Below are 13,725 nucleotides of genomic sequence, written 5' to 3'. Positions count from 1 at the left end.
CAGGGCAAGATCGCGAACGTTTTTTAAGCAGGGCACGAGGATTTGACCGACCGAACAGGGTGTGATCTTATACTCTCTTTTACGGGAGTTTCGTCATGAACCATCAAGCGGCATTTACCCAATTCTTCTCCGAACTTGAAGACCCTCGTCAGACAACCAAAATCGCGTACCCCTTCTTCGATGTGGTTTTTCTCACCGTCTGTGCTGCTATTGGTGGAGCTCAAGGTTGGGAAGATATCGAGCTTTTCGGCGAGGCACATCTGGAATGGTTTCAGCGTAATGGATTGTTTCATAACGGATTACCTGTTCACGACACCATAGCCAGGATCATCTCCCGTATTCAACCGGAGCAATTCCAGAACGCCTTCGTCCGCTGGATGCAAGCAACATCAGAACGTACCGATGGTGAGCTGATTGCCATTGACGGCAAGACCTTACGCAGCTCTTACGACCGAGACAGTCGTCAGTCTACCATTCATATGGTCAGTGCCTTTGCCGCTGAGAATCGTCTGGTGCTCGGGCAAGTCAAAACAGATGAGAAATCTAACGAAATCACCGCCATTCCTGAATTACTGGCACTCCTCGATATAAAAGGCTGCCTGGTATCCATCGATGCCATGGGCTGCCAGACTGGAATAGCCTCAACCATAGTCAAGGGCGGTGGCGACTACTTGCTGGCGGTAAAAGGTAACCAGCCCACACTGCATAATGCAGTACGCGCAGCTCTGGCCGAGTCGACCAAGAAGCCGCTGAGTGAAGAAACGCTCAGTGTCGAGAAAGAGCACGGTCGCATCGATGGCCGCGAGTACCATGTGTTACCAGCCGGAGCACTATCAGAGCAATTTCCAGAGTGGAAATCGCTGAAGACTGTCGGTGTCGCAATATCCTATCGAATTGAAAATATGGAAAAATTTTCGATGGAGTATCGCTACTACATCAGCTCGGCTGAACTGACACCAGAGCAGTTTGCTTCAGCGGTACGAGGGCACTGGGCAATTGAAAATAGCCTGCACTGGGTTCTGGATGTCGTGATGAATGAGGATGCCTGCCAGATATATCGAGGTGATGCCCCTCAAATATTGGCCTGTGCACGACACATGGCGCAAAACATGCTGCGAGCCGAAACCAGCCGTAAGGCAAGCTTGCGGAAGAAGCAGCAATTTGCGGGCATGAGCAGCCCATATCTGGAAAAGGTATTGGATTCAGGGCTGGCTGAATTGAAGTCAATTTAACAATATGTTCACGCTCTCGCCCTGGGTCGCCAATGCCTTGGCCCATATTGCATACATGGGATTAGCCGTCTTGGCCTTTTCCACGGCAGCCAGATCCGGGGCCGCAATCACGTATCCTCCCGCATTTTGCGGATCGGGTTGAATATTCATGGCTGCACTCATTGCGGCATAGCTTGGCAATGCGCAGGCGGCAGCGATCAGCCAGGCACAACGCTTGGGTTTGAACATGTTTATCGTCCTTGTTTGAATTAATGCGTTCCAAGAGTAGGTGTTTCAACAACTAAATTCACGATGAGAATTAAGAAATAAGCAGAATTTGTGAGCCATTTCACCTTGTGATATTCAGTGCAGCTGAAACAAAGAAATAGAACCCAAACGAAAACGCCACAGCGTGATCTGTCGCCCATTTTTAGAACAGTTGAGACGGCCAGGTGACCTGCCATACGGTCATTGTTCGTGATGAAAAAAATGGCTGACAGGCTCAATCTGTCAGCCATCATCAATGTTCAAGATAAATGCTCAAAATAGCCGGATGTCAGGCACGCACGGCACGGATCAGGATATTGCGCGGGGTCATGGGTTTGGCACAGAACTCCCCCACTTCGACCCGATAACCCTGCTCTTGCAAAAAGAGCGCGCGATCCAGCGCCAGCCAGATCTCGAGGGGACGGCGAAACAGGTGGCGCACCAGCTCCATGCGGGCGACATCACCAAAGCGGCGCTCCCCTAGTGCCAACCAGCCGGAGTAGTCGAGCCCGGCGGGCAGCACAATCCCTTTGCGCTCGGCAGCCCAAACGCAGAATGCCTCAAACGTGCCGGTCAGCAGGCTCTTTTGCATATTGGGCACCGGCAGATACTCATCCACACCGCGCACCTGACGCTGCAGGCAGTCAAACCCGAGCCGCCACACCACTTCCTGCTCGCGCAGGCGGGCGATCCGCGCACCGCCAGTCACCGTCTCCTGTAACGGCAACTTGAGATCCGCCTTGCTCAACACCAGCTCGCTGGCGCTGGCCGCGGCTGACAACGGGCGATAGTGGCTGGTACGGATCAGGTGGTAACAACAGGGAGAGATAGTCACTCCGCGGGCACTGCGCTCGGCCACCCGCTCCAGCAGATGGGTGTGCAGCTCGCCGCAGGCATGGAGTGCCATGGCATGATGTTCGGGGGCGATCAGCACCGCCGATTCGGGGGCAAAGGCATCGGCGCAGGTAAAGGTCATATTGGCGCCATCCCGCTCGGCCAGCAGCCGACCTTCGTCACAAAGCTGCCCTTGCAACTCCAGACTGAGGATAGGAGCCTGTCGATGAAGTGACACCAGCCGCCCAAGATGCCCCTTGCCAGCACACCACTCCAGATAGGGGCCCTGATGGGCAGGCAGACAGGCGGTGAACGACTCGATCTGAGCCTGCTTGCGCCCCGGCATATGCAGCGCCATTTCCTTGCTGCAAGTGATGGGCTCCGGGGTAAACGGGGCAAGCTGGCTGAGTTGCTGCAGCTCGGCGCCCTCGGCAATCCAGGGGGCAAGCAGCGTGCTGAGTGCATCCATATCCGCATCGAGCTCCGCCAACTGGGCAAAGGTCAGCCCATTGAGCAGCGCCGCCAGTTCGGGCGCCTCATCGGCAAAGGCTATGGTCAAATGATGATATGGCTGATACTGCCACCAGCGTTGGTAGCGGGTGAGCAGTCGATCCAGGTGTTGAAAACGTTGAGCCAGCACGAATGCCCCTGCCTTGCAGTCAAAAAGGAGGCTCATTCTAGCGATCCCGCTTCAAATTGCACTCTCAATACCAAACGATCAGCGCCGCGCAACAGCACAGCCAACCTTGTGAGCCAGGGCAGACCTGACAAAGTGCGGGGTTTTATGCTATATTCCGCCCCCTCTTTCACGCGCCCCGCCCAACGCGGGTCGCTTTACCACTAGCTATGGGACCAACAACATGACCATCAACGCCATTCTGCAAGCGCGCGCGGGCGCCAAGTGTGAACTGTGCAGCGCCGAGCAGGCGCTGACCGCCTTCGTGGTGCCTCACTCCCCCGCCAGCGACGATGATCACAGCGTTGCTATCTGTGACACCTGCCGTGGTCAGCTGGAACAACCGGATACCCTGGTGGTCAACCACTGGCGTTGCCTGAGTGACAGCATGTGGAGCCAGGTGCCTGCGGTGCAGGTGATGGCATGGCGCCAGCTGAAAGCACTCTCCGGCAAGGGTGAAGTGTGGGCTCAGGATCTGCTGGACATGATGTACATGGAAGACGAAGCCAAGGCCTGGGCTGAAGCTGGTATTGCTGACGAAGATGATGACAGCGTACCAACCGTTGACTCCAACGGCGCCGTGCTGCAAGAGGGCGACTCCGTCACCCTGATCAAGGATCTGGACGTGAAAGGCGCCGGTTTCACCGCCAAGCGCGGCACCCTGGTCAAGGGCATCCGTCTGACCAACAACCCGCTCCATATCGAAGGCAAGGTCAACGGCGTGCAGATCGTACTGGTTGCTGCCTACCTTAAAAAGGCCTAAGCCAAGGGCGATTTCTCTGCTGTCTACTGCCAGAGCACAAGCACAACGAAAAAGGATGGCGTGACGCCATCCTTTTTTATGCCCGCTTGCCGCAAACGGCCAACTTGAGCCCATAATAGGCCAGTCAAAGCAACAAGGCGCATCCGGATGGACGCGCCTTGTTTACATGGCCGATGCCGTTAACCGGCAGCGAAAAAGGTCACTCAGGAGGAGAGTTTGCCGTCCAGCTCTGCAATTTTCGCAGACCAGTAGGCCGGGCCGGTTTCGTGGATATTGTTGCCTTCGGAGTCGACCGCTACGGTCACCGGCATATCTTCCACTTCAAACTCGTAGATCGCTTCCATGCCGAGATCGGCAAAGGCCACCACGCGCGCCTTCTTGATGGCCTTGGCCACCAGATAGGCTGCGCCGCCCACCGCCATCAGATAGACAGCCTTGTGCTGCTTGATACTCTCGACGGTTTTCGGGCCACGCTCGGACTTGCCGATCATGCCGATAAGGCCGGTTTCACCCAGCATCATGTCGGTGAACTTGTCCATCCGGGTGGAGGTGGTGGGGCCAGCCGGGCCAACTACTTCGTCACGCACCGCATCGACCGGGCCAACGTAATAGATGAAGCGGTTGGTGAAATCGACCCCTTCCGGCAGCCCTTCGCCATTTTTCAGCATGTCGGCGATACGCTTGTGGGCGGCATCGCGACCGGTGAGGATCTTGCCGGAGAGCAGCACGGTATCACCGCTCTTCCAGCTGGCCAGTTCGGCCTTGGTGATGCCATCGACGTTGACGCGGCGCACGTTGCCACCCGCTTCACGGGTGATCTCCGGCCAGTCACTCAGTTTCGGCGGAGTCAGTTCGGCAGGGCCTGAACCATCCAGCTCGAAGTGAACGTGGCGGGTCGCGGCGCAGTTGGGGATCATCACCACCGGCTTGGAGGCGGCGTGAGTCGGCGCAGATTTCACCTTCACATCCAGCACGGTAGTCAGACCGCCCAGCCCCTGGGCACCGATCCCCAGCTTGTTGACCTTGTCGTAGAGCTCGACCCGCAGCTTATCTTCAGTGGTTTGCGGGCCACGGGCGATCAGCTCCTGAATGTCGATGTGCTCCATCAGGGCCTCTTTGGCCAGCACCGCCGCTTTCTCGGCGGTACCGCCGATGCCGATGCCCAGCATGCCGGGTGGGCACCAGCCTGCGCCCATGGTCGGCACGGTTTTCAGTACCCACTCGACGATATCGTCAGAGGGGTTGAGCATCACCATCTTGGATTTGTTCTCGGAGCCGCCGCCTTTGGCCGCAATGCTCACTTCCACCTTGTTGCCGGGGATCATGTCGATATGGACCACGGCAGGGGCGTTGTCTTTGGTGTTTTTGCGACTGCCGGCCGGATCGGCCAGCACGGAGGCGCGCAGCGGGTTGTCAGGATTGGTGTAGGCACGACGGGTCCCTTCGTCCACCATCTCCTGCACCGTCATGTCGCTATCCCACTGGACCTGCATGCCGATCTTGACGAAACAGGTCACGATGCCGGTGTCCTGGCAGAGCGGACGATGACCTTCGGCGGACATGCGGGAGTTGATCAGGATCTGGGCCAGCGCATCTTTGGCGGCCGGGTTGGCCTCACGGTCATACGCCGCTTTGGCCGCCTGAACAAAATCCAACGGGTGGTAATAGGAGATGTACTGGAGGGCATCTGCGATAGAATCGATGAAATCCTGTTTTTTTATAATGCTCATATCATCCTCACTGGTCCTTGTCTCTGCCACGGAGCAGGGCAAGGGCTTCCATATGATGGGCCGTGCTGACGTGCTGGCTAAAAACTATCAACCAGCAAAAAACGAACGACACGGCAGTTTTTTCTTAAGTCACCGACACCTATGATACGCTTGCCCACCAGCACCGACTAGGGTTCGGGAACCAAACTGTTGCCTGTGTAACATAAAATGACGCCAACACTTCATATCCATCATCTAGACCATAGTGCTGAACTCCATCAGCTTTTTGCCCGCCTGCAACATCAGCCGTGGGCCATGTTGCTGGAATCGGCGGGACCACTCGGCGCCGATAACGGCTTTGATATCATCACTGCCGATCCGCTGGCGACCCTCGAAACCCGCGGCGAGGTGACCACTCTGCGTGTCGGGGTGAATATCAGCAAACACAGCGAAGATCCCCTCGCCCTGCTGGCCCATACCCAGCAACAGCTGCTGGGGGAGCTGGATCTGTGCGCCACTCACCTGCCCTTTATTGGCGGCGCCCTCGGCCTGTTTGGCTATGATCTGGGCCGTCGCTTCGAGCGACTGCCAGTGCAGGCCGCCGCCGATATCGCGGTGCCAGACATGGCGGTAGGTATCTACGACTGGGCGCTGCTGCGCAATGTGGCGACCGACGACTGGCAGCTGGTGCACTGGGGGGATAAAGCGGGCCTTGCCAACCGGCTGGCCTGGCTTGAACAGCAGCAGGCCAAACCGGCCCCCGCTTTTGCCTTGCAGGGGTCGTGGCAGAGCAATATGAGCCGCGCCGAGTATGGCGAGAAGTTTGCCCGCATTCAGGAATATCTCGCCGCGGGGGATTGCTACCAGATCAACCTGACCCAGCGTTTCAGCGCCCCCTATCAGGGGGATGAGTGGCAGGCCTACTGCCTGCTGGCAACCGCCAACAAGGCCCCCTTCTCAGCCTTTATCCGTTTGCCGGAGAGCGCGCTGCTGAGCCTATCCCCCGAGCGGTTCCTGCTGCTCGATGGCCGTCATATCGAAACCAAACCCATCAAGGGCACTCGCCCTCGCCACCCCGATCCGGCGACCGATCGACAAGTCGCACGGGAGCTGGCGCAGGCCGACAAGGACAGATCAGAGAATCTGATGATCGTTGATCTGCTGCGCAACGACATCGGTCGGGTCAGCCGGCCGGGCTCGGTCAGCGTGCCTCATCTCTTTGCGGTGGAGTCGTTTCCGGCGGTACATCATCTGGTCTCCACCATCCATGGTGAGCTGGATGCACGCTGGCAAGGAGTCGATCTGCTGCGCGCCTGTTTCCCGGGTGGCTCCATCACCGGCGCCCCCAAGATCCGCGCCATGGAGATCATCGAAGAGCTGGAGCCCCAGCGCCGCAATGCCTATTGCGGCAGCATCGGCTATCTCAGCCAGCATGGCCGGATGGACACCAGCATCTGCATTCGCACTTTGATCGCCGAAGCGGGTCGCCTGCACTGCTGGGCCGGTGGCGGCATCATCGCCGACTCCGACGCCGACAGCGAATATCAGGAGACCTATGACAAGGTCGCCCGCATCCTGCCGCCGCTGTCGGCGCTGTAACCCTCCCCACCGTCAAGGCAACACACAGGAGAGCTCCCCGCCATGGATCGCCACGAACTGCTGACCCGCTTCCAGTTGCAGCAACCCGCCCCGGCACATCGCCTCGCCATCGGCGGGCTCAGTCCGGCGGCGGTGTTGATCCCGGTGGTGATGCGCGATGAGGGGCTCAGCGTGTTATTGACCCGGCGCAGCCCCCGGCTGCGCCATCATGGGGGACAGATCAGCTTCCCCGGCGGGCGACAGGATCCCGGCGACGAAAACCTGATTGCCACGGCACTGCGGGAGACCGAAGAGGAGCTCGGCATTCCGGCCCGGCTGATCGAGGTGATCGGCACCCTCAACCCGCTCAATACGGTGTCACGATTCGAGGTACTGCCGGTGCTGGGGCTGCTCGATGGCAACTATCCCCTCATCCTGAGTCCGGATGAGGTGGATCACGCCTTCGAAGTGCCGCTGACCCATCTGCTGGATCGACGCAACCACATCCCCCTAATCCTTTACAGGGGGGGGAAAGCACACACCATCTACTGGATCCCCTGGCAACAGCACTTTATCTGGGGGGCTACCGCCAGCATGATCAACCAGCTAGCCCAGCACCTCGCAAAATAACAATTTACCTACATTTGGCTGAGCGAGATTTAATCATTAACACTAAAATAACGTGCCAATTGATAAACAATAATTGAATTTTTCTTGTTTTGATCACATTTCCATAAGAAAGTGTGGTTTTTCGTGCCGTAAAGATGAATTTGATCAACATTTTTGATTAGAAAAACCGTATCCTTGCGCCGACTTAATAAGAACCACACATTCGGGGTGAGATAGATGTCAAACACAGTCACTGGCACGCAGGGAGTTGCGGCGTCAACAGAGCAAGGGATCAGCTCTACTCAAACCACTCGTTGGGAAAAACGCGACTCTACCTGGGTCATCAGTCTGTTCGGGACCGCAGTTGGCGCGGGGATCCTGTTCCTGCCGATCAACGCGGGTATGGGCGGTTTCTGGCCGCTGGTCGTCATGGCGCTGCTGGTAGGTCCCATGACCTATCTGGCCCACCGTGGTCTGGCCCGCTTCGTCCTTTCCTCCAAAAAGCCAAATGCAGACATCACCGAAGTGGTGGAAGAGCACTTTGGCGTGGGTGCCGGTAAATTAATCACCCTGCTCTACTTCTTCGCCATCTACCCCATCGTGCTGATCTACGGCGTGGGCATCACCAACACCGTCGAAAGCTTTATGGTCAACCAGCTGCAGATGAGTGCTCCGCCGCGCTGGATCCTCTCCATCGTGCTGATCATGGGCATGATGTCGGTGATGCTGGCCGGTGAAAAGCTGATGCTGAAAGTGACCGAGCTGCTGGTTTATCCGTTGATCGCCATTCTGGCCGGTATCTCTTTGTACCTCATTCCGGACTGGACCGGTGCCGCGCTGGAGCAAGTGCCCTCTGCCAAGGATTTCGCCACTACCCTGTGGCTGACCATCCCGGTACTGGTTTTCTCCTTCAACCACAGCCCGGCCATCTCCAGCTTCTCTCTGGCACAGCGCCGCGACCACGGTGATCAGGCTGTCGAGAAAGCCGATGCCATCCTCAAGCGTACCGCCATGGTGCTGCTGGGCTTCGTGATGTTCTTCGTCTTCTCTTGCGTCATGAGCCTGACACCGGCCCAGCTGGCAGAAGCCAAGGCTCAGAACATTGCCGTGCTCTCCTATCTGGCCAACCAGCATGCCAGCCCCATCATCTCCTACTTCGGTCCGCTGGTTGCGTTCGTGGCCATCGTCTCCTCCTTCTTCGGCCACTATCTGGGTGCCCGTGAAGGTCTGAAAGGGATGATCGTGCAGAACATGCGCAAGTCCGGCAAAGAGCCAAACGCCAAAAAAGTCGAGATGTTCATCATCGCCTTCTTCATCCTGACCCTGTGGGGCACTGCCATTGCCAACCCCTCCATCCTGGGCATGATTGAATCCTTGGGCGGCCCGATCATCGCCACCATCCTGTTCATCATGCCGATGTACGCCATCAAGCGCGTACCTGCCATGGCGAAATATCAGGGCCATATCAGCAACGTATTTGTCGCTGTGATGGGGATGATCGCCATCTCCGCCATCCTCTATCAGCTGGTCGGTTAATCCCCCACCTGCCACTGATAACAAAAAGCCAGCCGAACAGTCGGCTGGCTTTTTTATCTCTGCAATCTGTGCCTCCGCGATTGCCCTGCTCTCTCCTTATTACTCTCCTCACCTTGTTGGATATCTGCATGCTCACCAGCACCATGACTGAGCACGTCGGGTATCAACATGACCCCTCATGCCCGCAGCTCAATATCGCCAACACGTTTACTCCCCCTCACCAAACCATGATGGCGTGTCTGATAGGACGGGTTCATCTGCCGCAGCCAGCCACCTCCATTCTTCTTTGATGCTGTGATGCTGTGATGCTGTGATGCTGTGATTGTCTTAAAGAGCTGGGGTAAGCCATAGCAATCGGCTGTTAGCAGAACAGACAAAAATGTGTAGCGCACAACAGAAGGAGGAAGCACAACTCGAAGGGATAAAGATAAGGCAGCGCCCTGGACAAGGGCGACAGAATGTCTGGCACATCAGCCAATGAGATTGCTCAAAGAGGAAAAGAGAGCAAATCCGACAATAAAAAGCGCCCTCCGAAGAGGGCGCAAGTGTGTTGCGAAATTGAGCGTTGTTGGATCAGGCTTCGCGGCTCGGTATCGGAGCCACATCCAGCAGGGTTTCATCTTCGGCCATGCACGCTGCGGCGGTGAACAACACGTCGGTGGAGCTGTTCAGCGCTGTCTCGGCAGAATCCTGCAGCACGCCGATGATAAAGCCAACGGCTACCACCTGCATGGCGATGTCGTTGCTGATACCAAACAGGCTGCACGCCAGCGGGATCAGCAGCAAAGAGCCACCGGCGACACCGGATGCGCCACAGGCACTGATGGTGGCAACCACGGAGAGCAGCACGGCCGTTGCCATGTCCACTTCCATCCCCAGGGTATGTACCGCCGCCATGGCGAGCACAGTGATGGTGATGGCCGCACCTGCCATGTTGATGGTGGCACCCAGCGGGATGGAGACCGCGTAGGTATCTTTGGGCAGGCGCAGTTTTTCACACAGCGCCATGTTGACCGGAATGTTGGCGGCAGAGCTGCGGGTAAAGAAGGCGGTCACGCCACTCTCTTTGAGGCAAGTCAGCACCAGCGGATAGGGGTTGCGCTTGATCTTCCAGAAGACGATCAACGGGTTGACCACGAAGGCGATAAACAGCATGCAGCCGATCAGCACCACCAGCAGTTGGGCATAGCCAAACAGGGCGTCAAAGCCGGTCTCTGCCAGCGTGGAGGCAACCAGACCCAGGATCCCGAGCGGAGCACAGCGGATCACCGCTTTCACGATGGCGGAGACACCGTGAGACAGGTCAGTGATGAGCGCCTTGGTACTCTCGTTGGCATGGCGCATGGCGATACCCAGACCGATGGCCCACGCCAGGATCCCGATATAGTTGGCATCCATCAGCGCCTTGACCGGGTTGGTCACCACGTTGAACAGCAGGGTCTGCAGCACCTCGGTAATCCCACCTGGCGGGGTGATCTCGGCAGTATTGGCCACCAGATGTAGATTCGTGGGAAACAGGAAGCTGGCGATCACCGCGACCGCGGCCGCAGAGAAGGTACCAAACAGGTAGAGCGCCAGCAGCGGGCGAATATTGGTCTTCTGACCCTGCTTGTGACCAATGATGGCCGCCATCACCAGTACGAATACCAGCAGCGGTGCTACCGCTTTCAGTGCGCCAACAAACAGACTGCCGAGCAGACCTGCCGTTTTCGCCCACTCGGGCGCAAACAGTGCCAGCAAGATACCGAATACCAGACCAACCAGGATCTGGCTGACCAGGCTGGTGCTATTGACCAGCCGAAGGAGGGGGTGTTGTTGTGTCATCAAAAAAGTCCCTAAGCACCGTAGTGCATGAATCATGAGTCCTGTCTGCAACCACTCATCGGGAGACCCCTGTCGCCCGGATGTGGTGTCTGTGGCCAGCCTTCTGTCGGGCCGATCCGCCAATCACCGGATTGCATGACGGAATATCCCATTCACCATCTTTTTTTTCCAGAGACTCACCAAAAAATATCCCGTTTCCATCACAAAAAACCGCAACAAAACCTTAACTACAGCGCAACCACCCATTTTTGTACGTTTTATCGACACTCTCTGCCCTCACCCTCACGACCATTCCTATGCCACCCGTGACCGTGTCGCTGTGCTATCATCCCCCATTTGCCGCGGAGCCTTGCCATGATCCCATCCCTGCTCAACCAATATTTTGGTTTCTCCGCACTCAGGCCAGGTCAGGAAGCGGTGATCAGCCGGGTGCTGGCAGGTCAGAGTGCCGCCGCCATCTTTCCCACCGGCTCCGGCAAGTCCCTCTGTTATCAACTGCCTGCCCTCGCCCTGCCTCACCTGACCCTGGTTATCTCGCCGCTGCTGGCGCTGATGCACGATCAACTCGCCTTCCTCAAAAGCAAGGGAATAAGCGCCGCTACCCTCGACTCAAGCCAGAGCCCGGAGGAGAGCCGACGAGTGATGCAGCAGGCGCTGGATGGCCAGCTCAAGATCCTGATGATTTCGGTAGAGCGACTCAAGAACGAGCGTTTTCGCCGTTTTATCCAGCAAGTGCCGCTCTCGCTGCTGGTCGTCGATGAGGCGCACTGTATCTCGGAGTGGGGCCACAACTTTCGCCCCGACTACCTCAAGCTGCCGAGCTATCGCCATGACCTGAAGATCCCGCAGGTGTTGCTGCTGACGGCCACCGCCACACCGGCGGTTATTCAGGATATGCAGACCAAGTTCGGCATCGAACCGGAGGGGGTCGTGGTCACCGGTTTCTACCGCTCCAATCTTGATCTGGCGGTCATTCCCCTGGCGCTCGATGTGCGGGATAGCTGGCTCGCGCAGGAGTTGGCCAACGATCCGGCGGCCCCCACCATCGTCTACGTCACCTTGCAACACACCGCCGAAGCCTGTGCCGAGCAACTCATTAGAGAAGGGATCAACGCCCGCGCCTATCATGCCGGGCTCGACTCGGCGCTGCGCAGCCAGATCCAGCACGACTTCATGGTGGGCAAGGTGGACTGCATCGTCGCCACCATCGCCTTTGGCATGGGCATCGACAAAGCGGATATCCGGCGGGTCATTCACTACGATCTGCCCAAATCCATCGAGAACTACAGCCAGGAGATTGGCCGCGCCGGACGAGATGGCCAGCCATCGCGCTGTATCGTGCTGGCCAACCAGAGCCAACTACCGGTGCTGGAGAACTTCGTCTACGGCGATACGCCGGATTTGAGTGCCATTATCCAACTTCTTGCCATCATCAAGCAGAGCGGGAGCGAGTGGGAATTCACCCTGCTGCGCCTCTCCAACGACACCAATATCCGCCAGTTGCCCCTTAAAACCCTGCTGGTCTATCTGGAGATGGCAGGCATCATCACCCCGGCCTATAGCTACTACACCGACTACCGCTTCAAATTTGTGCTGGATAAAGGCGAGATAGTGAGCCGCTTCAATCCGGATCGCCGCCAGTTTCTGGAGCAGCTGTTCGCCTGTGCCCCGCAAGCGCGCAGCTGGTGCACCATGGACTTTGATGCCCTCTGGCAGGGCTATCAGGGGGAGCGGCAGCGGGCGGTTGCGGCGCTCGACTACCTGCAGCAGCAAGGCTGGATCGAGCTTGAAAGCAAACAGATGACCGAGGTCTACCGGATCACCCGTCAGGGGTGGGACAACGAGCAGGAAGCAAAAGCCCTGCACGCCCTGTTCCTGCAAAAAGAGCAGAGCGAGCTGGCCAGACTGCAAGCCATGCTCGACTTTTTCACCTCAAGTGAGTGCCTGAGCCACCGCCTCGCCCGCTATTTTGCCGATGAGGTGGCGCCGGTTCATTGTGGCCACTGTTCGGTTTGTCGCAGCGAGGTGGCACATCTCCCTCCCCTGCCCCAACTGGCCATGCCAAACGAGGCGGGGATCCGTGCCTGGTGCGATCCGCTGATTGCCAAGACCGGTTCCGTGGATGCGCGTGTTCTGGCCCGTTTCCTGTGCGGCATCACCACACCGCTGACCAGCCGGGTCAAGGCCAAATCGCTGGCGGGCGCAGGCCAGTTGGCCGCCCACCCGTTTGCCCGCGTCCTGGCGGCCGTGCAACAAGCCTACCCTTGCTAGATGAGTGCCGGCGGCGTCAATAGCCACCAGCAGAAACAAGCGTTTACAGACGCGAAAAAGAAGACCCTCGCGGTTGCGAGGGTCAAGCCAACGGAAACGTGCTTAAACAGAGCTTGGTGAGGCAACAGTCAACTCTCTTGCTAAAGCGTCTTGCTGCTCACACATCGCCAATCTAGGGCACTCAAAATGTAGCGTCAATGTAAAAATTAGAGCCAAAACTCCAAACAAAGTGATTTACGTTGACGTTCACGTAATGACATTCTCATCCATAACCCCGCCAACCCGCAGCCCCATTGCCTTTCGTCAAACCCCTTAATCTTTTCGCAATAAGTTCCCTCTTTCCCATAAACATTTATTTTTTATGTCTTTGACATTTACCTCACTATCGTGGCAAAAATAATTTAACAGTCAGTAACATAGCGGTGTTGTTGACTGACCCTCCCCGCA

The 13,725-nt window shown here is 57.4% G+C and carries 9 protein-coding genes and 1 pseudogene; 6 read left to right on the top strand and 4 right to left on the bottom strand.

Annotation, left to right across the window (positions count from 1 at the left end):
* Positions 1–95 precede the first annotated feature (95 nt).
* Positions 96–1,232 carry an ISAs1 family transposase gene (locus AB5Y84_RS03475; protein WP_024943479.1) on the top strand — a complete coding sequence of 379 codons (1,137 nt, stop codon included), beginning with the start codon at positions 96–98 and terminating at the stop codon, positions 1,230–1,232.
* A gap of 21 nt (positions 1,233–1,253) precedes the next feature.
* Here AB5Y84_RS03475 and AB5Y84_RS03470 read toward each other — a convergent pair.
* Positions 1,254–1,460 (bottom strand): annotated as a pseudogene (locus tag AB5Y84_RS03470) (carbohydrate-binding protein); the annotation flags it as partial.
* Between the two features lie 307 nt (positions 1,461–1,767).
* On the bottom strand, positions 1,768–2,988 hold the full coding sequence (locus AB5Y84_RS03465; protein WP_368176385.1) for a methyltransferase: 1,221 nt from the start codon (positions 2,986–2,988) through the stop codon (positions 1,768–1,770).
* A gap of 184 nt (positions 2,989–3,172) precedes the next feature.
* Between AB5Y84_RS03465 and AB5Y84_RS03460 the strand changes: the two genes are divergently transcribed.
* Positions 3,173–3,751, top strand: a complete 579-nt coding sequence (locus tag AB5Y84_RS03460; RefSeq protein ID WP_005333203.1) for an alkylphosphonate utilization protein — start codon at positions 3,173–3,175, stop codon at positions 3,749–3,751.
* Between the two features lie 203 nt (positions 3,752–3,954).
* Here AB5Y84_RS03460 and AB5Y84_RS03455 read toward each other — a convergent pair whose 3' ends face one another.
* Positions 3,955–5,481, bottom strand: a complete 1,527-nt coding sequence (locus AB5Y84_RS03455; protein WP_368176384.1) for a fumarate hydratase — start codon at positions 5,479–5,481, stop codon at positions 3,955–3,957.
* 294 nt (positions 5,482–5,775) lie between these two features.
* Here AB5Y84_RS03455 and pabB point away from each other — a divergent pair, with 294 nt between their 5' ends.
* The 3 genes from pabB to AB5Y84_RS03440 all read left to right on the top strand — a co-directional run bounded on the left by pabB (position 5,776) and on the right by AB5Y84_RS03440 (position 9,183).
* Positions 5,776–7,059, top strand: coding sequence for an aminodeoxychorismate synthase component I (gene pabB, locus AB5Y84_RS03450; protein ID WP_368176383.1), 1,284 nt, complete (start codon positions 5,776–5,778; stop codon positions 7,057–7,059).
* A gap of 42 nt (positions 7,060–7,101) precedes the next feature.
* Entirely contained in the window at positions 7,102–7,668 is a 567-nt protein-coding gene (locus AB5Y84_RS03445; RefSeq protein WP_368176382.1) for a CoA pyrophosphatase, read from the top strand.
* A gap of 216 nt (positions 7,669–7,884) precedes the next feature.
* Entirely contained in the window at positions 7,885–9,183 is a 1,299-nt protein-coding gene (locus AB5Y84_RS03440) for a serine/threonine transporter (RefSeq protein ID WP_005345325.1), read from the top strand.
* A 573-nt stretch (positions 9,184–9,756) separates the two neighbouring features.
* On the opposite strand, the gene sstT is transcribed toward AB5Y84_RS03440, so the two are convergent.
* Positions 9,757–11,007: a serine/threonine transporter SstT gene (gene sstT, locus AB5Y84_RS03435; RefSeq protein WP_368176381.1), complete on the bottom strand. Its 1,251-nt coding sequence runs from the start codon at positions 11,005–11,007 to the stop codon at positions 9,757–9,759.
* Between the two features lie 354 nt (positions 11,008–11,361).
* Between sstT and AB5Y84_RS03430 the strand changes: the two genes are divergently transcribed.
* On the top strand, positions 11,362–13,278 hold the full coding sequence (locus AB5Y84_RS03430; RefSeq protein ID WP_368176380.1) for an ATP-dependent DNA helicase RecQ: 1,917 nt from the start codon (positions 11,362–11,364) through the stop codon (positions 13,276–13,278).
* Positions 13,279–13,725 lie beyond the last annotated feature (447 nt).

The sequence above is a fragment of the Aeromonas sp. s11 genome (genome assembly GCF_040907945.1).
GTDB lineage: Bacteria > Pseudomonadota > Gammaproteobacteria > Enterobacterales > Aeromonadaceae > Aeromonas > Aeromonas veronii.
Note: the sequence above shows the minus strand (reverse complement) of the source record. Positions and strands in the feature narration are given on the sequence as shown.

Excerpts from the sequence above, each read along its gene's own strand:
- AB5Y84_RS03475 (WP_024943479.1), top strand. The coding sequence starts at position 96 with ATGAACCATCAAGCGGCATTTACCCAATTCTTCTCCGAACTTGAAGAC.
- AB5Y84_RS03465 (WP_368176385.1), bottom strand. The coding sequence starts at position 2,988 with ATGAGCCTCCTTTTTGACTGCAAGGCAGGGGCATTCGTGCTGGCTCAA.
- AB5Y84_RS03460 (WP_005333203.1), top strand. The coding sequence starts at position 3,173 with ATGACCATCAACGCCATTCTGCAAGCGCGCGCGGGCGCCAAGTGTGAA.
- AB5Y84_RS03455 (WP_368176384.1), bottom strand. The coding sequence starts at position 5,481 with ATGAGCATTATAAAAAAACAGGATTTCATCGATTCTATCGCAGATGCC.
- pabB (WP_368176383.1), top strand. The coding sequence starts at position 5,776 with ATGTTGCTGGAATCGGCGGGACCACTCGGCGCCGATAACGGCTTTGAT.
- AB5Y84_RS03445 (WP_368176382.1), top strand. The coding sequence starts at position 7,102 with ATGGATCGCCACGAACTGCTGACCCGCTTCCAGTTGCAGCAACCCGCC.
- AB5Y84_RS03440 (WP_005345325.1), top strand. The coding sequence starts at position 7,885 with ATGTCAAACACAGTCACTGGCACGCAGGGAGTTGCGGCGTCAACAGAG.
- sstT (WP_368176381.1), bottom strand. The coding sequence starts at position 11,007 with ATGACACAACAACACCCCCTCCTTCGGCTGGTCAATAGCACCAGCCTG.
- AB5Y84_RS03430 (WP_368176380.1), top strand. The coding sequence starts at position 11,362 with ATGATCCCATCCCTGCTCAACCAATATTTTGGTTTCTCCGCACTCAGG.